Genomic DNA, 19,285 nt, shown 5'->3' with positions numbered 1-19,285 from the left:
AATACGAAAAGTGCGCCCCTTCCGGAGGGAAGGGGCGGTGTCGGTCAGGGCTGCTGCGGACCTTCCGGCAGCGCCACGGAGATATCCAGCACGTCGTGCTCGCCGTCCTTGACCAGGTCCACCTTGACCGCGTCGGCGTCGATATTGACGTACTTCTTGATCACTTCCAGCAGCTCGCGCTGCAGCAGCGGCAGATAATCCGGGCCGCCACGGTGGCTGCGTTCCTGCGCGATGATGATCTGCAGGCGGTTCTTGGCCGTTTCGGCAGTGGTCTTCTTCCGGTTCAGGAAATCGAACAGTCCCATGCTTACCCTCCGAACAGCTTGCTGAAGAAGCCTTTCTTCTCCACGGTGGTGAAGCGCATCGGACGCTCTTCGCCGAGGATGCGGCCCACCGCATCTTCGTAGGCCTGGCCTGCCGCCGATTCGGGGTCCAGGATCACCGGCTCGCCCTTGTTGGACGCGTTCAGCACGTCGCCCGATTCGGGCACCACGCCGATCGCCTTCAGGCCCAGCACTTCCTCGACGTCGGTGATGCTCAGCATCTCGCCACTTTCCACCCGTGCCGGGCTGTAGCGCGTGAGAAGCAGGAAGGCCGGCACACTCTGCCCGGACTCGGCCTTGTGCGTCTTCGAATCGAGCAGGCCGATGATGCGGTCGGAGTCGCGCACCGACGACACTTCCGGGTTCACCACCACCACGGCGCGGTCGGCGTAGTACATCGCCAGGAAGGCACCCTTCTCGATACCGGCCGGCGAGTCGCAGATGATGTAGTCGAAGCCGTCGGCGGCCAGGTCCTTGAGCACCTTGCCCACGCCTTCCTGGGTCAGCGCATCCTTGTCGCGGGTCTGCGAGGCAGCCAGCACGTACAGGTTGTCGAACCGCTTGTCCTTGATCAGCGCCTGCTTGAGCGTGGCTTCGCCGTGTACCACGTTGACGAAGTCGTACACCACGCGGCGCTCGCAGCCCATGATCAGGTCCAGGTTGCGCAGGCCGACGTCGAAGTCGATCACCGCCACCTTTTTGCCACGACGTGCCAGCCCGCAGGCCAGGCTGGCGCTGCTGGTGGTCTTGCCGACGCCGCCTTTGCCGGAGGTGACTACGATGATTTCAGCCAAAGGACTTCTCCTGATTCTTGTATTTTGGGGGCTGCATCAGTCCAGCGCAGCGATCTTGATCTGGTCCTGTTCCAGCCACACCTGCACGGCCTTGCCGCGCAGCGTGTCCGGGACATCGTCCAGTACCTTGTAATGGCCGGCAATGGCGACCAGTTCAGCATGGAAATCACGGCAGAAAATACGCGCCGTGGTATTGCCTTGGGCACCTGCCAGGGCGCGGCCCCGCAGCGTACCGTAGATATGGATGCTGCCGTCGGCGATCACTTCCGCGCCGGCGCCCACCGTGGCCATCACGGTCAGGTCGCAGTTTTCGGCATACAGCTGCTGGCCCGACCGCACGTTGCTGGTCTGCATGCGGCCGGGCTGCGACGCTGCAGCGGCCGGGGGCGCTGCAACCGGTGCGGGCGTGGCCGCCGCCGCGCGGGTGCGGCGCGGCGGTTCCGGTGCCGGTGGCGGGGCGACGGGTTCGGCCTCGGCGCGCTCGTACTGCGCGCGGAACTTGGCCAGCAGGGGCAGGCCGAGCTGCTGGGACAGCAGCTCGGTCTCGGTGGTGCCATAGGCCAGCGCCACCGGCAGCACGCCGGCACCACGCAGGCCATCGAGCAGTGCCCGGGCCGTGGCCACGTCGGGCATCTGGCTCAGGCCGCCGAAATCCAGAATCACCGCCGCGCGCCCGAACAGTTTGGGCGCGCGTGCCACGCGGTCGTGCATTTCACGGGTGAGGCGTTCTACGTCGAGGGTGCGGATGCGCAGGTTGGCGATACCGACCTGGCCGATCTTCAGTTCCCCGGCCTGTTCAAAATCCATGTTCGCTGCCACCAATCAGGTCCCCGTCGGCCGTTGTACGCGCAGCGGCTCGCGACGGTGGCCCACCCAGGGCACGTCGGGCAGCTGGTCGCCGTAGGTGTCGTGCACCCACTGGTAACTGCACAGGTCCTTGAGCAGCATGCTGGCGCGCACGTCCACGTGCGACATCGTGTTCTGCCCGACCTCGCGGAAGCCGAAGCTGCCGTGGAAGAGCAGGGCGGCGTCGGCGCCGTGGTCCAGGAACACCTCGCAGGTCATCTGCGGGTAGCGCAGCTCGGCGTAGCTCTGTGCATCGGCATAGAACGCACGGCCGACGCCACCGCCGCGACGGCGGCTGGCGACCACGATGCGGTCGATGTAGAAGAAGCCGGTGCCCAGGTGCTGCTTGAACCAGGCGAAGTTGGTGCTGTCGTGCTGGCTCTCGCTGCCGAAGCCGATCAGGAAACCGGCCAGGTTGCCGTCGCGCTCGGCGACGCGGAAATATTCAGCGGTTTCGTAGAACAGACGCAGTCGCGCGGCATCCAGCGGCAGGATGGCCAGGCCGGCGTTGTTGTTCAGGGCCAGGACGGAATCGAGCTCGTGCTCGCGCACGTCGCGGATGACAATCGACATTGTGACTCCGTGGGGTAACGCGGTTGGCCCATCAAGGGGCCCTGCGCCGGATTATTGCATGGGTGGAGGCCCCCCGCGACCCGGCGGCCATGACTTATGTCCGGGTGCAGGGGCGCAGGTTCAGCCTAAGATGCATCCATGTTGGGATACCTCAGCCAAACCCGAGTACTGCGACTGGCCGGCCTGTTCACCTGGGTCATGCTCGGCCTGCCGCTGGTGTACTCCCAGTACGAAGCCCTGATCCGCCACAGCGGTGGGGTGGACCTGTTCGCCGTGCTGCTGTTCGTGGCCTACCTGGCGTTCGGCGGGGGCTACCTGTGGCTGACCCGTGGTCTGCGCCACGGCGGCCACTCGGCCTGGTACGACCGCGCGATCCTGGTTCTGCTGACCGTGTCGGCCCTCGGGGTGAGCTTCCTCAGCGGTTCGGGCCTGGGCAGCATTCTGATGATGGTGGCCGCCGGGGTGATCCCGTGGATGCTGCCGGCACGGGTGGGCGTGATCTGGCTGCTGCTGAGCCAGCTGGCCGTCGCACCGGTCTACTACCTGTTCCTGCCGTTCTCGCTGTTCGAGGCGATAATGCAGTCGCTGCTGTACGGCGGCTTCTCCATGTTCATCTTCGTGACCAGCCTGGTCGCCCGGCAACAGACCGACGCCCGCGAGGAGCAGCGCCGGCTCAACACCGAACTGCGCGCCACCCGCGTGCTGCTGGCCGAGAGCGCGCGCGTCAACGAGCGCACCCGCATCTCGCGCGAGCTGCACGACCTGCTCGGCCACCACCTCACCGCGCTCAGCCTGAACCTGGAAGTGGCCGGCCACATCACCGAAGGCCAGGCCCAGGAACATGTGCACCAGGCCCACACCCTGGCCAAACTGCTGCTCACCGACGTGCGCGAGGCGGTCAGCCAGCTGCGCGACAGCGGCGCCATCGACCTGGCCGCCGCCCTGCGCCCGCTGACCGAACAGGTGCCGTCGCTGGACATCCACCTGGACATCGAAGAGCCGCTGAGCGTGGAAGACCCCGAGCGCGCGCACGTCCTGCTGCGCTGCACCCAGGAAATCATCACCAACGCCGTGCGCCACGCGCACGCCCGCAATCTCTGGATCCGCGTGCGCCGCGAGGCGCCGGGCATGGTGGTGCTGCAGGCGCATGATGACGGGGTGGGGGCCGACGGCATCGTGGTTGGCAATGGTTTGCGCGGGATGCGCGAACGCCTGCAACAATGCGGCGGAGAGCTGCAGATCGAAACCCGCCGGGGACAGGGCTTCCGCCTGTGCGCCTCGGTCCCCGGCGTGCCAGTGCTGATGCTGGGTGCCATCCTGGAAGGAGTGCGTTGATGATTCGCGTCTGCCTGGTCGACGACCAAACCCTGGTGCGGCAGGGGATCCGCTCGCTGCTGGCACTCGACGATGGCATCGAGGTGGTCGCCGAGGCCGCCGACGGGCGCCAGGCGGTGGACGTGGTTCCGCAGGTACGGCCCGACGTGGTGCTCATGGACATGCGCATGCCGGTGATGTCCGGGCTGGAAGCACTGCAGATGCTGTCGCGATTGAACCAGTTGCCGCCCACCATCATCCTGACCACGTTCGACGACGACCAGCTTGTGCTGGCCGGGTTGAAGGCCGGCGCCAAGGGCTACCTGCTCAAGGACGTCACCCTGGAACAGCTGGTCGGGGCGATCCGGACCGTGGCCGACGGCGGCTCGCTGGTCCAGCCGGCCGTGACCCAGCGCCTGCTGTCCGGGCTGGAGCACATGCGCAACGAATTCGTCAGCCTGGACCGGCCCGATCCGTTGACGGACCGCGAGACCGAGATCCTGCGGCTGATGGCCAGCGGGTTCTCCAACAAGGAGATCGCCAATTCGCTGGGCGTGGCCGAGGGCACCATCAAGAACCACGTGTCCAACATCCTGTCCAAGCTGGGCGTGCGCGACCGCACCCGGGCCGTATTGAAGGCCTTCGAACTCCAACTGGTCTGAGGCCCACGGCAAAAACATTCACCGATGGCCGAAAGGCTTGCGGCACAAGGGATGCGGGCGGCTGGCGAGGGGTTTTCGCCGAATCCGGCAAAGAAATATCGCCCATCCCCTACGTGCTGGCACCCGCGATGCGCTATCTTTCCGCTCCTTGTCTATGCAAAACCGCTGCCGGCATGGAAACCGGTGCGCCAATCCTGATCAACAACACCCGCGAAGCCTGCTAGGATTGGCGCTTCGCTTCAATCAACCCGGCCGTGGGATCGGCCCCGGAGACTCCTGAATGACCCGTATTATCGAGTTCCTGATCGCCTTGGGGATCGTGGCTGGCCTGTTCGTCATCATTGGCGTATGTCTGCCGGGCGAGCGCCATATTTCCGAAAGCATCGAGACCAACCGCAAGATGACGATCGTGTTCGACACGGTCAACAGCCTGCGCCGCTTCAAGGACTGGAACCCGCTGCTGCTGCGCGATCCCGCCGTTGAGCTGAAGCACTCCGGCCCGGCCGCCGGCGTGGGTGCCCGCCTGGACTACGCCTCCAAGGAAAGCTCCCTGGGCCAGGGCAGCTGGGTGATCACCGAGTCCGAGCAGAACAAGCACGTGGCGATCGCGATCGAGGACCCGAGCAAGGGCCACGACAAGACCACCAGCTTCACCCTCGAGCCGACCGGCAAGGGTGGCCGCAACGTCAAGATCACGCAGGACTACAGCGTCAAGTACGGCTTCGACCTGTTCGGTCGTTACGCCGGCCTGTACGTCAGCCGCCACATCGGTGACGACCTGAAGCTGGGTCTGAGCCGCATGGCCAACATGCTGGCCACCGTGCCGAACGTTGACTACCGCACTGCCGAAGCCCCGCTGACCGATCTGGCCATCGTCGATGTCCCGGTCGAAGACCTGCTGGTCGTCAACGCCGGCAACGTCGACCGCGGTCAGGAAACCATCACCAAGTCGATCCGCGACAACCAGGAATGGATCAAGCGCGTGATGGAGGCCAACAACCTCGAAGCCGCCGGTCCGCTGCGCATCATCACCACCGACTTCGGTCAGGAGAAGTACGCCTTCGACGTGGCCCAGCCGGTCAAGAAGAAGGGTGCTGAAGCGGCCTCGGCCGAGGCCCTGACGGTGAAGATCGACGGTGACGCACCGGTCAAGTACGTACATGTCGCGCCGCACCGTTCGGCCCACGCGGCCTATACCGGCCACATGGCGGGTCTGGACGTGGCGCGCAACGCTCTGCGTGCCTGGGCTGTCACTGCCGGCAACGAAGTGATCGACCGTCCGTACGAATCCTGGAACGGTGGTGTGGACAAGTCCTTCACCCCGGAAGGTACGTACGACATCTACTGGGCCGTCAAGTAAACCGACGGTTGCCGTGATGTAACGCACGACGAAAACGCGCCGCTTCCTGCGGCGCGTTTTTTTTTGCCGCTCCGTTGTGGGAGCCTTGTCTGGAAGGATGGAAGGATGCTCAACCTCGAACGACGCGCGCGCAGACCCTCACTGCTGGCCTGCCTGGGCGGCCTGCTGGCCGCCGCGGCGGTGGGTCTGTCGGCCTATGCGTCGCATGGCATCGCCGAGCCGCTGGCGCAGTCGCACGTCAACACCGCCGCGCTGTTCGCCTTCGGGCACGGCGTGGCGCTGGCCGCGCTGGGGGCCACCCAGCAGAACCGGGTCGGCAAGCTGGCCCTGTCAGTGCTGCTGCTGGGCACGCTGCTTTTCTCGGGCAGCCTGGTCGCCGGAGCGGTCTGGCAGTTCCGCACCGGCCTGGCGCCGGTCGGCGGCAGCGCGCTGATGCTGGGGTGGGTGGTGTACGCCTTCAATGCCCTGAGGCGTTGAGGTGCCGCGCTTCCGCCGCGGCTTCGATGTGGAGGAGGCATACGCCTGGCTGAGCCGGCGTGACTGTCGCCTCGGCACCTGGATGAAACGGCTCGGTCCGATCGAGCCGCCCCCGGGGTGGGGCCGCTCGTTCGACCCGGTCGATGCGCTGGCGCGGGCGATCCTGTTCCAGCAGCTCAGCGGCAAGGCGGCATCCACCATCGTGGGCCGGGTGGAAGCGGCGATCGGCAGCCCGCGCCTGCACGCCGATACCCTGGCGCGCATCGATGATCCGGGCCTGCGCGCGTGCGGGGTGTCGGGCAACAAAGCGCTGGCGCTGCGTGACCTGGCGCGGCGCGAGGCGGCCGGCGAGATTCCCGACCTGCGCCGGATGTCGGTGATGGACCACGATGCGATCATTGCCGCGCTGGTGCCGATCCGTGGCATCGGCCGCTGGACCGTGGAAATGATGCTGATGTTCCGCCTGGGCCGGCCGGACATCCTGCCGGTCGACGACCTCGGCGTGCGCAAGGGTGCCCAGCGCGTGGACAAGGCCGCGCTGATGCCGACGCCGAAGGAACTGCAGGCGCGCGGCGCCGCGTGGGGCCCGTTCCGGACCTACGCCAGCCTGTACCTGTGGCGGATCGCCGATTTCACCGACGCGCCGAAGGCGCCCACCAACCGTTCGCAGGACTGAGCGCGGCGGGTCACTCCAGGGCCGGCGTCCTCGGCGCGAAGGCCGGGTCGTTGCTGAGCCGGCGGGGCGGATGGCGTTGCTCCTGCTTCAGGTGGCCGTGGTAGCGGAATGTGGCGATCGTGCCGCGCAGCATCACCCCGCAGACCACCACCATCCAGGCCAGGCCCGGCACCGTCGGGCCGTCGCCAACGACAAGCAGCAGGACCTTGCCCGCGAGGTAGTAGGCCATCAGCAGGCAGGCGGCCACGCGGCTGGCGCGCAGCACGCCCCAGGACAGCGCGATCTGGATGCACGCATCGACCAGGAACACGGCCGCGGCCAGCGACATGCCGATGCGCCCATCCGATGTCTCGATGCTGATCTGGACCGCATCACCCAGGTGGTACACGGCCATCCCCACTGCCAGCACGGCCAGGATCGCGCCCAGTGCGGCCATCTGCCGGATCGGTGAGGTGAGCGGGCGCGGTGCGTGATCCCACGCCCGGCGCGGTGCGGCTGGCCGCGTCGTCGTGCCCACCTGATACGGGCTGATGTCGTCCATGATCCCGCTCCCTTGTTCGAATGCGAAGGTTAGTCGCCCGCCGGGTGCCAGCACCAGTGCCAGGGTTCGTAGACGATGCCGTGCGGATTGTCGCGTGGGTAGCTCAACCGGAAGCCGGCGTCGGCCGCGTGCGCCGTCAGCCAGGCAAAGGCGGGGGTGGCCTCGAAGCTCGCTTCCGCCGGGGGTTCGCCCGGACTGCCGATGTCCAGCGCACGTCCACCGTGATGCTCGCTGTAGCCCGGTGCCGCGTTGACGGTGAGGATATCGGCCACCGCCAGCCCACGCGCGCGTTTGCGCTCGAAAATGCCGAGCTGGTAATCGTGGCTGCGATAGCCGGAGATGGCCTCCAGCACGATCCCGTCGGCGGCGGCCTGGGCGCGCATGCGCTGCCAGCTGCGTGCCGCGCGATGGTGCAGCCACAGCGGGCGACGGTAGCGGTCGCGGCCGGCGAACTGCAGTCGTGCCGGTTCGGCTTCCAGCGCCAGCCCGGTCGTGTGCTCGTAGGCCTGCGCATCGACCCCGAGCTGCGCCAGGCGCACCTCCAAGCCGTGCAGCGGCAACACCCCGTCAAGATCGTGCGTACGCTCGCGACCGGTGAGGTGGTGTTCGAGCGCATCCAGCGCCGCGTCGATGCCGGGTTCGCGCATCAGCCGCGGCACCAGCGGCAGTACACCGTGCGTGGATACCGCCGCCAGGTAGCGACCATCACGCTTGCGCCGCAATACCGTGTGGGCAGTCGCCAGGGCACGCGCATCGGCATTGCCGCGTGCGCGCAGCAGTCCGCCGGGCCACAGTTCGATCTCGGCGGTATTGATCAGCAGGGCAGGGGATCGGCGCATGTGCCCAGCTTAGTGCGTGGCCGCAGGCCCGGCCAGCGCCTGCAGTGCCGCCAGCAGGGCGCGGGGCTGCTCGGGGCTGAGCAGGAGCACGCTGCCGTCGTGCAGGGGGATGTGCAGCACGCGGCTGGCGTCGGTGAGCAGGCAGTACGCACGGTTGCCGTCGCGCAGCCGGTAGTGCCCGGCGTTGAAGCCGGGCACGCCGTAGCCGTTGAGCATCATCCGCGGGCGGAGCGCGTCATGTCCGGCCAGGTCCACCACCCGCGCCTTGGCCAGCATCATCGCCTGCACCGGCACCTGCCTGCGGTAGAACGCGGCCGTGACGTCCAGCGTGCTGCCCTGCAGGGTGATGCGGCGGCGGAAAAAGGCCCAGGTCAGCACCGCCAGCAGAAGCGCCAGGAACGGCACGGTCAACGCCAGTTCGTGCGTGGTGCGCTGGTCGGACTGCAGCGTGCCGACCACGATCAGCGCCGCGCAGCCGAGCAGCGGCCCCCACAGCCAGAGCAGCCGCCATACCGCTGCAGGTGCCACCGCGAAGGTGCGGGCGGCAGGGAGTGTCGCGTTCACGGCTGTGCTCCGATCCATCGCGCCACATCATCAATCAGCGGCGCGGCCACGTGGCCGGGCCGGGTGTATTCCTTCGGCGATCCCGGACCTTCACCGGCGATGCCGAGGTGATTCAGTGACGGGTAGTCGCGGAAGGTGACCGCACGTTGCCGTGCCAGCCCGCGCCTCCACAGCTGCCAGTCGGTATCGACCACCTGGAAGTCGCGCCCGCCCTGCAGCAGCAGGATCGGCTGCGCCAGGGCGCGCGTCGACAACCGGATCGATCGCCTCGAACGACTGCCAGTACCGTGCCGGCTGGCCCAGCGGCAGGTCGGCGGCGTCCGTCGGTGCCGTGCCGCGCGCGGCGGCGATCTGCGCATCGAGCTTGTCCAGGAAGGCCTGCTCATCGGCACTGATCTGGCCGTCCAGGCCCAGCAGGTAGCGGTTCTGTTCGGGCAGCAGGGTGAGCAGCGAGCGCGCCGGCGCGGACCAGAGCACTACCCCGGCGACCTTGCCCGAGTGGCTGGCGATGCGCGGGGCCAGCATGCCGCCCTGGCTGTGGCCCATCACATAGAGGTGCCGCGGATCGATACCGGCGGTAGCGGCCAGCGCCGCAATGGCGGCCACCGCATCGTCGGTGGTTTCATCGTCCACGGTGTAGCCGGTACCGCTGAAATCCTGCGGACGGGCGTGGGTACGCTTGTCGTAACGCAGGACCGCGATGCCCTGCGCCGCCAACCCGCGCGCCACGTCCAGGAAGGGCCGGTTGGCGCCGATGGTTTCATCGCGGTCTTGTGGACCGGAGCCATGCACCAGCACCACCGCGCGGAACGGCCCCGTGCCGGCGGGCATGGCCAGCGTGCCGGGAAGGCTGCCTCTGGTGGTGGGAATCTCCAGCGGCTGCTCGCGATAACCGGCGCCGGCAGGCACGTCCGGGGCGGGCGCCGCAGGCGTGGCGGCGGGCCGGAAGATCAGCCCGGCGACACGGCCGGCCGCATCCACGGCCACCTGCGCATCGACCGTGCCGGTGGCGAACTGCAGGGGCTGCACGACAACCTGCATGCCCTGGTGGGGGGTCACCCGCGCCGCGCCGCGGCCGCGCGGTTCGCCGAAGGACTGCCACAGCGCCTGCAGCGTGGCGGCGGGCGCGGCCTGGGCCAGTTCCGGCGTGAACAGCGCCTCGGCCGCCTGCGCATCGCCGGCCTGCAGTCGGTCCAGCACGGCAGTGGCGGTCTGTTCCGGCGGCGCGGCCGCAGCCGCCAGCGCCAGGCTGGCGAACATCAGAGCGGCGCCGCGACGGAGCGTCGTGTGCATCTCAGGCCTCCTGTTTGAAGACCAGGACCGCTGCGGTCATCGGTGCGGCCATGACGATGTTGACCAGTTCCCAGCCAAGCTGCCCATGCCGGTTCAGTTGCGTCTGCACTTCCTCGGTGTCCATCTTCCCCGACCAGCTGGGCTTCACTTCCACGGTCAGGTACTTCCAACGCTTGCTCATTCACTGTTCTCCTTGTTGGCATCCGGTTTGGGAAGGCGTCCGGCCTTGCGCAGTGCGTCGCGCAGCACGTACTCGATCTGTGCGTTGAGGCTGCGCAGCTCGTCATCGGCCCAGCGCTGCGCGGCCGCCAGCACGTCGGCGTTGATGCGCAGCGGATAGGCTTTCTTCTCGGCCATGACGTCAGTACAACGAGCCGGCGTTGACGATCGGCTGGGTGCCACGGTCCGAGCACAGCACCGTCAGCAGGTTGCTGACCATGTGCGCCTTGCGCTCTTCGTCCAGCTGCACGACGCCGTTTTTCTGCAGCTCGGCCAAGGCCATTTCGACCATGCCCACCGCACCGGCCACGATCCGCGTACGTGCGGCGATCACGGCGTTGGCCTGCTGGCGCTGCAGCATCGCCTGGGCGATTTCGGCGGCGTAGGCCAGGTGGCTGATGCGCGCGTCGAGCACCTGCACGCCGGCATCGGCCAGGCGCTCGGCCAGTTCGTCCTTGAGGTGCTGGGAGATCTCGGCGGCGTGACTGCGCAGGGAGAGCTGGCCGTCTTCATGCTGGTCGTACGGGTAGCTGGTGGCCATCGCGCGCAGGGCCGATTCGGACTGGATGTGCACGAAGCTCTCGTAGTCGTCCACGTTGTAGACCGCCTCGGAGGCGTCCACCACCTGCCAGACGATCACTGCGGCGATCTCGATCGGGCTGCCATCCAGTTCATTGACCTTCAGTTTGCCGCTTTCGAAGTTGCGCACGCGCTGGCTGACCTTTCTCTTGCTGAAGAAGGGGTTGTTCCAGCGCAGACCGTTGTCCTTGACCGTGCCGACATACTTGCCGAACAGGCTCAGCACCACGGCCTGGTTGGGCTGCACGGTGTATACGCCGGCCAGCACCAACATCGCCAAGGCACCGATGCCCAGCCCCGCGAGGATCGACAGCACCGCCAGCGCGCCGCCGGCCTGCTTCTGCTCGATGACACCGCCCACAAACAGGGCGCCGCCCAGCAGAGACGCCAGCAGCACCAGGGCGAGCAGCACCAGGCCGGACATCGAACGGATGGTTTTCTCTTTCACGGGGATCGTCCTTGGGAGGGTTGGGACTCAAAGATATCAAAATGATATCAACATGCAAGTGCCTCCTGTCCCGGGATCATCCCGTCGCCGGCCGCCACGCTCTAGAATGCCCACCCGCCCCTGATGCCCGGAAAACGCCATGACCACGCTCGGCACGCCGCTGTCTCCTTCCGCCACCCGCGTCCTGCTGCTGGGCTCGGGCGAACTGGGCAAGGAGGTCGCCATCGAGCTGCAGCGGCTGGGGGTGGAGGTGATCGCCGCCGACCGCTATGCCGATGCCCCGGCGATGCAGGTGGCGCATCGCGCGCATGTGATCGACATGCTCGATGCGATGGCGCTGCGCGCGCTGATTGCCCAGGAACAGCCGCATCTGATCGTCCCGGAGATCGAGGCCATCCACACCGAAACGCTGGTGCAGCTCGAGCAGGAGACCGGCCAGCGCGTGGTGCCCACCGCGCGCGCCGCGCGCCTGACGATGGACCGCGAAGGCATCCGTCGCCTGGCCGCCGAAACCCTGGGGCTGCCGACCTCGCCGTACCGGTTCGTCGATACCGAGGCCGAGTACCGCGCCGCCGTGGCGGCGATCGGCCTGCCGTGCGTGGTCAAACCGGTGATGTCGTCGTCGGGCAAGGGCCAGAGCACCCTGCGCAGCGAGGCCGACATCGCGCCGGCCTGGGAATACGCGCAGACCGGCGGCCGCGCCGGCGCGGGGCGCTGCATCGTCGAAGGCTTCATCGATTTCGACTACGAAATCACCCTGCTGACGGTGCGCCATGCCGGCGGCACCTCGTTCTGTGCGCCGATCGGCCACTGGCAGAAGGACGGCGACTACCGCGAAAGCTGGCAGCCGCAGTCGATGTCGCCGCGCGCGCTGGCGCGTGCCGAAGAAATCTCGCAGGCCATCACCGACGATCTCGGCGGCTGGGGCCTGTTCGGCGTGGAGCTGTTCGTGAAGGGCGACGAGGTGTGGTTCAGCGAAGTCTCGCCGCGCCCGCATGACACCGGCCTGGTCACGCTGGCCTCGCAGGAACTGAGCGAGTTCGCGCTGCACGCCCGGGCGATTCTCGGCCTGCCGATCCCGCTGATCCGCCAGAGCGGTCCGTCCGCCTCCTGCGCGATGCTGGCGCACGGCGAAGGCGTGCCCTTCTTCAGCAATGTGGATGCCGCACTGGTCCATCCCGACACGGCGCTGCGCCTGTTCGGCAAGCCCAGCGTGCATGGTCACCGCCGCGTCGGCGTCACCCTGGCGCGCGGCGCCGATATCGACGACGCACGCCGCATCGCGCGTGAGGCGGCCGACGCCATCGGGATTGAACTGCGCCCCTGACCGGGGCGCAATGAAGCGGTAGGTACGTCCCTCAGCGCACGTCCACCCACACCAGGTGGTGGTCGCTGCCATCGGCGATTTTCGCCTCCGGGTGTTCGTTGGCGGGCCAGAACACGCCGCTGCCCACGTAGCTGAAACCGACCGAGGGCAGCACGTAATCCAGGCGCATCGTGCCCGACTTCGGCCCGAAATCGCCGGTGGCATGGAACGGCGCACCCTTGCGTACGATGCCCTTGGCCGCATAGGCCAGGCTGGTCTGTTCGGCGCCTGCACTGCGCGGGGTCGGATAGCGCAGCACGCGTGCGTTCTCGATCAGCTCGACAATCGCCTCGTGGCGGCCATCGCCATCGACCGGGTCGTTGTTGAGGTCGCCCAGGATCACGAAGCGCGCGTCCTGCGCCAGGCCGCCGCACTGGCCGCGGTCGTCGCACAGCCAGGGCTTGTCGCCGGCCGACAGGTACTCCTGCCACAGGCGCAGCTCATCGTGGTTGCGCGCGGCGTTGCGCTTTTCCGGGCCATCGAACACCGGCGGGGTGGGGTGCGAGACCAGCGCGTGGACCACGCCGTTCGGCGTGGTCACCGGCACGTCCCAATGCGATTTGGAGGACAGGCGCAGCTGCGACCACACGTGGTCGTTGTAGAAGGAGGTGCCCGTCCGCGGATCGATCGGCCGCAGCGCGCCCGGCATCGTGCTCCACTTCAGCAACTGGAAGCTGCGGACCTTGTCCGCATCGATCGGGTAGCGCGACAGCACCAGCATGCCGTACTGGCCCGGGTGCAGGCCGTAGCCCCAGGCATCGTTGCCGCGGGCGCGGCCGTCGCCGCCGATCTCACCGTTGTTGTCCAGGTCCAGCCCGCTCTGTACGCCGGTGTTGACCGGGGCGAGGTAGCGGTAGGCGTAGTGCAGCGGCTCGCCGCCGCCGGGCTGGGCGGTGCCCAGGTAGCGCTGCTGGAACAGGTCGGCGGCGCGGTGGGCGTCGTCGTAGTCGAACTCGTTGAGCAGCACCAGGTCCGGGCGGACCTGCTGCAGCACTGCGGCGATCTTGCGTGCGTGCTCGCTGTCGCCTTCCAGCTCGGCGATCAGCCCGCCGGTCTCGTCGCTGTACAGCGAGGTGTTGTAGGTGGCAATCCGCAGGGGCGCGGAGGACGTGTCCGGCATGGCGGCGGTCTTGACGGGGCTCTGGGCGCAGGCGCTGCACAGCAGGGCCAGGGCAAGGATCAGGGGATGGGCTTTCATGCGCATATTCTGCACCCGACGCGATGTCAGCGGTGCGTCAGCGCCCGTCCCGGTCGTCGTCGAAATCGTGCCAGCGGCGGCCGTCGTAGGCCTCCAGCGGGCGGAAGCGGCGCTTGTAGTCCATCTTGCGGTGGTCGCGGATCCAGTAGCCCAGGTACAGGTGTGGCAACTGTTCGCGACGGGCCCAGGCGATCTGCTGCAGGATCGCGAAGGTGCCCAGGCCGCGTGCGGCCTGGTCCGGATCGAAGAAGGTGTACACCGCCGACAGCCCCTGCGCGGTGACGTCGGTGACGGCCACGCCGAGCAGGTCGCCGCGGTGCCCCGGCTGGCCCGGCCCGCGCACCTCCAGGAAGCGGCCCTGCGACCATTGCCCGATCAGGAACTGGTCGAACTCGTGCGGGCCGTGTTCGTCCATGCCGCCCTGGGCGTGGCGATGGGTCAGGTAGCGGTGGTACAGCGCGAACTGCTCGTCGGTCTGTTCGGCTGCCACGATCCGCACCTCAAGGTCGGCGTTGCGTGCCAGGCAGCGGCGCTGGCTGCGGTCCGGCGCGAAGCGCGCCACCGGGACACGCACCGCCACGCAGGCATGGCACTGCGCGCAGTGCGGGCGGTAGACCAGATCGCCCGAGCGGCGGAAGCCCCAGCTCAGCGCCATCGGGTACAGGGACCCCAGGCGTGCGTCGTGGGGGTCGAGCACCAGGTCGCGCGCGGCCCGGTCCGGCCAGTAGCCACAGGGGTGGTCGCCGGTCTGGAACAGTCGCAGCTCGTCGTCGCGGTCGCCGTGTATTGCCATGCGCCCAGCATAGCGCCCGGCCGTCGCAGGCGGCGCGACTGTCTGCCAAATGAACACGGCCGCCGGGACGGTCAACCCCGACGGTGCCCGCGCGTTGTTACCGGTGTGGGTGCCCACGCACCGCACACGGATTTCCCTACGAACCGGAGTGACCCATGCGCAATCGCAACCCCCTTCTGCTGATGGCCCTGCTGATGACCACCGGTGCGACCGGTCTGGCGGTGGCCGCCGATGCCCCGACCCCGACCGGTGCGCCGGCCCGCGCCACGCTGGACACCAACGGCGACGGTTTCATCGACCGCACCGAGGCGGCCAAGGCGCCGCGTCTTGCCGCCAAGTTCGACACCCTGGACGCCAACAAGGATGGCAAGCTCTCGCGCGAAGAACTGCCGCGCTGGCATGGCAAGCGGCACGGCCGTGGCCCGGGTGGCCGCGACGACATGATGGCCAGGCTGGATACCAACAAGGACGGCCGCATCAGCCGCGAGGAGGCCAAGGCTGATCCGCGCCTGGCCGCGCGCTTCGACCAGATGGACGTCAACAAGGATGGCTACCTGGACAAGGCCGACCGCGAGCTGCGCATGAAGCAGCACCGCGATGCGTGGTTCGCTGCCGCCGACACCAACAAGGACGGCCAGATCAGCAAGGCCGAGTTCGACGCCGCCAAGGGCCCGTTCGGTGGTCCGCGCGGCGGTCACCGGGGTGACGCTCCGCCGGCACCGAAGGCCCGCTGACGCAGCGTCCGCCCATCGCAACGCACCGCCGGGCCCCGGCCCGGCACCCCACACCGCCGGTCATCGACCGGCGGTGTGCTGTCCGGCCTCAGGCATGCCCCAGCCGGACGCCCCGGGCGATCACCCCGGCGATCACCACGAGCATCAGCAGGTTCACCGCCATCATCGCCTTGCCGCCGTACATCCACTGGTAGGTCCACGTTGGCCCGCTGCGTCCGTGGCGGGCGGCATCGCGGGCGATCATCGGCGCCATGATCCGCTGCAGCGGCACCAGGCACTGGTAGTTGACGACGGCCAGCCCGATCACCAGCGCGATCAGCGGCCAATACCACGTGGCCTGCAGCGCGGTCAGAACGAAAACCGCCATGCACATCAGCATGGCGGTGAAGGTGCTGTAGTGCACGAACCCGCGCACGGCCGCGCGCTCGGCATCGGTTTCCGCATAGCGCATCAGGTAGCGCCCGCCGAGGTAGCTGCCGACCACGCCGCCCACCATGCCGCCCACCGCCGCGCCCCAGTCGAAGCCACTGCCAAACAGGTGGCTCTGGCTGGCGGCGGCGCCCAGCGAGCCCATCGCCGCGCCGCCGGACAGGCTGGCACCCCCCAACCCGAGCTTGCCGGTACCGATGCCGGTGCCGATCAGGATCGCCGCACTGGCCGTGCCGGGCGCAGCGACCAGCGCCATCGACACCACCGTGGTGGCGAACGCCGCGCTGGGCGCCGAACTGCGGGCAAAGTCGCCGAAGCGGCGCAGCATCTCCTCGCGTACCGTGGCCCGCGCCCGCGACAGCCGTTTGCGCACGGCGGCATCGCTCAACCCGAGCAGGTCGGCCACCTGCTGGGAACGCTGGCCCTCGCGGTAATACAGCAGCAGCGTTTCGCGGCTGTCTTCGGGCAGCGCTGAAATGATTTCCTCGGCGGCCACTTCTTCTTCCACCCGTTGCAGGTACTCCGGCGCGCTGGGACGGGGATCGGCGGCCATGCTGATCGCCATCTCGGCCGCCTCGCCCGACAGTGGCCGGCCGCGGTTGGCGCGCAGCCAGTCGCGGGCCAGGTTGCGGGTGATCTGGCGCAGCCACGGCAGGAAGCTGGCGTGGCTGTGCAGCTGGTTGAGCTGCTGCCAGGCCTTGATGAAGGCCTCCTGCGCGATGTCCTCGCTGGCTTGCACGTCGCGGGTGATCGCCAGGGCGATCGCGGTCACCGTGTTCTGGCAGGCCAGCACGATACGGCCGTAGGACTGCTGACAGCCGCCCGCAGCGGCGGGCAGTTCGCGCTCCAGTGTGGCGGTCAACGGGTGTGGCGTCATGGCATCGGTCCCTGGGGATAGTGACATCATGACGGGGCAGGGCAGGGAATGTGACCGCCGGACGCGGCTTACGGTTGCTGTGCCGGCGTGATCCGCACGCGGACGTCTTCCTCTTCCTGTGCCGGTTGGGTGGCCGGTGCCTGCGGTGGCGCCTGCCGGGTCTGCACGGGCTCCGCCGTGGGCGCGCCACGGTGGCGCATCATCACCACCATCGCCACTGCTGCGATGACCAGCAGCAGGCCGATGCGAATGCGCCAGGCCCAGTTGCGGCGCGGCGCCACCTCGCCTACCTGGTCGCGGAAGGCGAACTCGGCGGTGGGGTGGTCGCGCCGGGTGGTTTCCAGCAGGCGTGCGTCGCGCAGGATCTCACGCGCGCGCGGCTGATCGTCGGCATGCACCACCCACAGGGTCGGGTGGGTGGACGCCTTGCTGGTGTCCAGGTAGCTGAACTGGCTGCCGCGCTTGCTGTGGTACGAGCGCCCGTTGGTGATGCGCACGTCGATGCCCGCATCGCGCAGCAGCTGGGCCACGCCTTCCACGGTTTCCACGCGCTGGCTGCTGAAAATCTGACGCATATCGAATTAGTCCTTGGCCGGGACGGCGGCGGCCGCGGCACTGTCGGTGACCACGCGGATCAGCCCTTCCTGCGCGGTGCTGGCGACCAGTACACCGTCGCGGGTGAAGAACTGGCCACGGGCCAGGCCGCGCGAATCCTGCGCGCTGGGGCTGTCCAGCGAATACAGCAGCCAGTCGTCGGCGCGGAACGGGCGGTGGAACCAGATGGCGTGGTCAAGCGAGGCCATCTGCACGTGTGGCTGGTAATAGCTGATGCCGTGCGGGAACGTGGCCGTACCGAGCAGGTGGAAGTCCGAGGCATAGGCCAGCAGGGCCTGATGCAGCTCGGGGGCATCGCCCACGGTTTCGTTCAACCGCAGCCACACCTGGTGGTAGGGCGGCCGCTTGGGCGGGTTGAGTTCGTCGCGCGGGTACACGTGGCGGAACTCGAACGGGCCGCCGCGCGACAGCCAGCGCTGGACCTTGATCGGCAGGCGTTCGAGCACCTCCGGCGGCAGCGGGCGGTTGGGTTCGATGTCTTCAGGTTGCGGCACTTCCGGCATCTTGTGCTGATGCTCGGCACCGCTCTCGGCCTGCTGGAACGAGGCCGCGCAGAAGAAAATGACCTTGCCGTGCTGGATCGCGGTGACCCGGCGCACCGAGAAGCTGCCGCCATCGCGGGTGCGGTCCACGTCGTAGACGATGGGGTGGTCGATGTTGCCGGCACGCAGGAAATAGGCGTGCAGTGAATGCACGTGGCGGCCGTTGTCCACCGTGGCCTGAGCGGCCGACAGCGCCTGGCCCAGCACCTGCCCACCGAACACATACTTTGTGCCGATGTCGCGGCTCTGGCCGCGGAACAGGTTGTCTTCCAGGCGTTCGAGCGTGAGCAGGTCGATCAGCTCGGAAACGACGGGTTCGTGCGTGTCGGACAAGGGAGGCAACCAGCAGAGGGGGGCGAACCCGAATTATAGGGCAGCGCCGGCCGCTGGCCGGCATGACGGCCCCCGCGTGCTGGTCAGGCCTTGCCCAGCCGGGCGACCAGGGTCTGGAGTGCCTGCTGGGCGTCCGGGGCGTACCAGGCCTCCACGAAGCGGTCCAGCTGGATCAGGTCAGGATGCAGCGCTTCATGCAGATCGGTGCGTGCGATGGCGCGGGTGAGCAGCATCGGCTGGCGCGGCAGCTTCAGCAGGCGCTGCAGCCAGGCCACCGCGCGCGGCACCACCTGCGGCGCGTCGGCCAGTTCGTCCACCAGGCCGATGGCCAGCGCGCGCTCGGCCGGCACCATCTCCCCGCCGATCAGCAACTGGGTGGCGCGGTGATGGCCCACCACGCGACGCATCAGGCGCTGGATGCCTTCCGGCGCCACCAGGCCGACCTGCACCTCGTTCAGTCCGATCACCGTCGGCTGGGCCGGGTCCGCGCTGCGCGCCAGCACCCGGTAGTCGCAGCACAGGGCCAGCACGCAACCGCCGGCCGGCGCATGCCCGGTCAGTGCCGCCACCACCGGTACGCGGCATTCGGCCAGGGTGCGCACCGCGCCGAAGAACGCCTGCCAGCTGTCCAGCAGCTTGTGCCTGTCCTCACCGTGGCCGAGCAGGTGCGGCACATCCATGCCGGCGCTGAAGATGCGCTCGCTGCCGGACAGCACGATGCCGTGCACATCGTCGGTCATGGCCTGGTTGACCGCATGGATCAGGTGACGGCACAGCTCGGTGTCCAGTGCGTTCACCGGCGGGCGTGCCAGCCGCAGCTCGCGGATGGGGCCGTGGTTGATCACCTCGATAAGCGTCGTCATGCTGCGATCTCGTTGCGGACAGGGAAC

The 19,285-nt window shown here is 68.3% G+C and carries 24 protein-coding genes; 7 read left to right on the top strand and 17 right to left on the bottom strand.

Annotated elements, in window-relative coordinates; all coding sequences use genetic code 11:
- Positions 1–44 precede the first annotated feature (44 nt).
- Genes minE through ACPEH1_RS07570 form a run of 4 tightly spaced genes read right to left on the bottom strand, consistent with a single transcriptional unit; the run spans position 45 to position 2,536 of the window.
- Positions 45–305, bottom strand: coding sequence for a cell division topological specificity factor MinE (gene minE, locus ACPEH1_RS07585; RefSeq protein ID WP_017355894.1), 261 nt, complete (start codon positions 303–305; stop codon positions 45–47).
- Positions 306–307: 2 nt separating this feature from the next.
- On the bottom strand, positions 308–1,117 hold the full coding sequence (gene minD / locus ACPEH1_RS07580) for a septum site-determining protein MinD (protein WP_136006162.1): 810 nt from the start codon (positions 1,115–1,117) through the stop codon (positions 308–310).
- Between the two features lie 36 nt (positions 1,118–1,153).
- Entirely contained in the window at positions 1,154–1,924 is a 771-nt protein-coding gene (minC, locus tag ACPEH1_RS07575) for a septum site-determining protein MinC (RefSeq protein WP_423666619.1), read from the bottom strand.
- Positions 1,925–1,939: 15 nt separating this feature from the next.
- Positions 1,940–2,536, bottom strand: coding sequence for a GNAT family N-acetyltransferase (locus tag ACPEH1_RS07570; protein ID WP_017356780.1), 597 nt, complete (start codon positions 2,534–2,536; stop codon positions 1,940–1,942).
- A gap of 138 nt (positions 2,537–2,674) precedes the next feature.
- Between ACPEH1_RS07570 and ACPEH1_RS07565 the strand changes: the two genes are divergently transcribed.
- The 5 genes from ACPEH1_RS07565 to ACPEH1_RS07545 all read left to right on the top strand — a co-directional run bounded on the left by ACPEH1_RS07565 (position 2,675) and on the right by ACPEH1_RS07545 (position 7,025).
- Positions 2,675–3,871, top strand: a complete 1,197-nt coding sequence (locus ACPEH1_RS07565; RefSeq protein ID WP_017356779.1) for a sensor histidine kinase — start codon at positions 2,675–2,677, stop codon at positions 3,869–3,871.
- Positions 3,871–4,512 carry a response regulator gene (locus ACPEH1_RS07560; RefSeq protein ID WP_017356778.1) on the top strand — a complete coding sequence of 214 codons (642 nt, stop codon included), beginning with the start codon at positions 3,871–3,873 and terminating at the stop codon, positions 4,510–4,512. Before ACPEH1_RS07565 ends, ACPEH1_RS07560 begins: the two co-directional genes overlap by 1 nt.
- Before the next feature lie 280 nt (positions 4,513–4,792).
- On the top strand, positions 4,793–5,872 hold the full coding sequence (locus tag ACPEH1_RS07555) for an SRPBCC family protein (protein ID WP_017356777.1): 1,080 nt from the start codon (positions 4,793–4,795) through the stop codon (positions 5,870–5,872).
- 105 nt (positions 5,873–5,977) lie between these two features.
- Positions 5,978–6,349: a DUF423 domain-containing protein gene (locus ACPEH1_RS07550; RefSeq protein ID WP_017356776.1), complete on the top strand. Its 372-nt coding sequence runs from the start codon at positions 5,978–5,980 to the stop codon at positions 6,347–6,349.
- 1 nt (position 6,350) lies between these two features.
- On the top strand, positions 6,351–7,025 hold the full coding sequence (locus tag ACPEH1_RS07545; protein WP_423715563.1) for a DNA-3-methyladenine glycosylase family protein: 675 nt from the start codon (positions 6,351–6,353) through the stop codon (positions 7,023–7,025).
- Between the two features lie 10 nt (positions 7,026–7,035).
- On the opposite strand, the gene ACPEH1_RS07540 is transcribed toward ACPEH1_RS07545, so the two are convergent.
- From ACPEH1_RS07540 to ACPEH1_RS07510, 7 genes are all read right to left on the bottom strand, one after another.
- Entirely contained in the window at positions 7,036–7,566 is a 531-nt protein-coding gene (locus tag ACPEH1_RS07540; protein ID WP_423715561.1) for a hypothetical protein, read from the bottom strand.
- 29 nt (positions 7,567–7,595) lie between these two features.
- Positions 7,596–8,405, bottom strand: coding sequence for a D-alanyl-D-alanine carboxypeptidase family protein (locus ACPEH1_RS07535; RefSeq protein ID WP_312709352.1), 810 nt, complete (start codon positions 8,403–8,405; stop codon positions 7,596–7,598).
- Between the two features lie 9 nt (positions 8,406–8,414).
- Positions 8,415–8,969, bottom strand: a complete 555-nt coding sequence (locus ACPEH1_RS07530; protein WP_423715559.1) for a PH domain-containing protein — start codon at positions 8,967–8,969, stop codon at positions 8,415–8,417.
- A 90-nt stretch (positions 8,970–9,059) separates the two neighbouring features.
- Positions 9,060–10,262: an alpha/beta fold hydrolase gene (locus tag ACPEH1_RS07525; protein WP_423715557.1), complete on the bottom strand. Its 1,203-nt coding sequence runs from the start codon at positions 10,260–10,262 to the stop codon at positions 9,060–9,062.
- Between the two features lies 1 nt (position 10,263).
- Complete coding sequence (locus tag ACPEH1_RS07520; RefSeq protein ID WP_017354939.1) at positions 10,264–10,443, bottom strand: DUF4177 domain-containing protein; 180 nt, start codon at positions 10,441–10,443, stop codon at positions 10,264–10,266.
- Entirely contained in the window at positions 10,440–10,619 is a 180-nt protein-coding gene (locus ACPEH1_RS07515; RefSeq protein WP_017354938.1) for a hypothetical protein, read from the bottom strand. The genes ACPEH1_RS07520 and ACPEH1_RS07515 overlap by 4 nt, the downstream gene beginning before the upstream one ends.
- Positions 10,620–10,623: 4 nt before the next feature.
- Positions 10,624–11,508, bottom strand: a complete 885-nt coding sequence (locus ACPEH1_RS07510; RefSeq protein ID WP_153164489.1) for an SPFH domain-containing protein — start codon at positions 11,506–11,508, stop codon at positions 10,624–10,626.
- Positions 11,509–11,647: 139 nt separating this feature from the next.
- On the opposite strand from ACPEH1_RS07510, the gene purT reads away from it, so the two are divergent.
- Positions 11,648–12,835, top strand: a complete 1,188-nt coding sequence (gene purT / locus ACPEH1_RS07505) for a formate-dependent phosphoribosylglycinamide formyltransferase (protein ID WP_423715555.1) — start codon at positions 11,648–11,650, stop codon at positions 12,833–12,835.
- 31 nt (positions 12,836–12,866) lie between these two features.
- Here the strand turns inward: purT and ACPEH1_RS07500 are convergent, their stop codons facing one another.
- Positions 12,867–14,072 (bottom strand): endonuclease/exonuclease/phosphatase family protein, encoded by a 1,206-nt coding sequence (locus ACPEH1_RS07500; protein ID WP_017354935.1) that lies wholly within the window; start codon positions 14,070–14,072, stop codon positions 12,867–12,869.
- A 37-nt stretch (positions 14,073–14,109) separates the two neighbouring features.
- Positions 14,110–14,865: an arginyltransferase gene (locus tag ACPEH1_RS07495; RefSeq protein WP_017354934.1), complete on the bottom strand. Its 756-nt coding sequence runs from the start codon at positions 14,863–14,865 to the stop codon at positions 14,110–14,112.
- A 155-nt stretch (positions 14,866–15,020) separates the two neighbouring features.
- On the opposite strand from ACPEH1_RS07495, the gene ACPEH1_RS07490 reads away from it, so the two are divergent.
- Positions 15,021–15,599, top strand: coding sequence for an EF-hand domain-containing protein (locus tag ACPEH1_RS07490; RefSeq protein ID WP_153164487.1), 579 nt, complete (start codon positions 15,021–15,023; stop codon positions 15,597–15,599).
- A gap of 88 nt (positions 15,600–15,687) precedes the next feature.
- Here the strand turns inward: ACPEH1_RS07490 and ACPEH1_RS07485 are convergent, their stop codons facing one another.
- The 4 genes from ACPEH1_RS07485 to ACPEH1_RS07470 all read right to left on the bottom strand — a co-directional run bounded on the left by ACPEH1_RS07485 (position 15,688) and on the right by ACPEH1_RS07470 (position 19,258).
- Positions 15,688–16,905 (bottom strand): RNA polymerase sigma factor, encoded by a 1,218-nt coding sequence (locus ACPEH1_RS07485; RefSeq protein ID WP_026070595.1) that lies wholly within the window; start codon positions 16,903–16,905, stop codon positions 15,688–15,690.
- A gap of 68 nt (positions 16,906–16,973) precedes the next feature.
- Entirely contained in the window at positions 16,974–17,480 is a 507-nt protein-coding gene (locus tag ACPEH1_RS07480; protein ID WP_017354931.1) for a putative signal transducing protein, read from the bottom strand.
- Positions 17,481–17,486: 6 nt separating this feature from the next.
- On the bottom strand, positions 17,487–18,395 hold the full coding sequence (gene tesB, locus ACPEH1_RS07475) for an acyl-CoA thioesterase II (RefSeq protein WP_026070594.1): 909 nt from the start codon (positions 18,393–18,395) through the stop codon (positions 17,487–17,489).
- A gap of 83 nt (positions 18,396–18,478) precedes the next feature.
- The gene (locus tag ACPEH1_RS07470) at positions 18,479–19,258 is read right to left on the bottom strand and encodes an enoyl-CoA hydratase/isomerase family protein (RefSeq protein ID WP_017354929.1); all 780 of its coding nucleotides are present in this window, start codon (positions 19,256–19,258) and stop codon (positions 18,479–18,481) included.
- Positions 19,259–19,285 lie beyond the last annotated feature (27 nt).

It is taken from the genome of Stenotrophomonas sp. NPDC077421, assembly GCF_049545505.1.
In the GTDB taxonomy this organism is placed as follows: domain Bacteria; phylum Pseudomonadota; class Gammaproteobacteria; order Xanthomonadales; family Xanthomonadaceae; genus Stenotrophomonas; species Stenotrophomonas nematodicola.
Note: the sequence above shows the minus strand (reverse complement) of the source record. Positions and strands in the feature narration are given on the sequence as shown.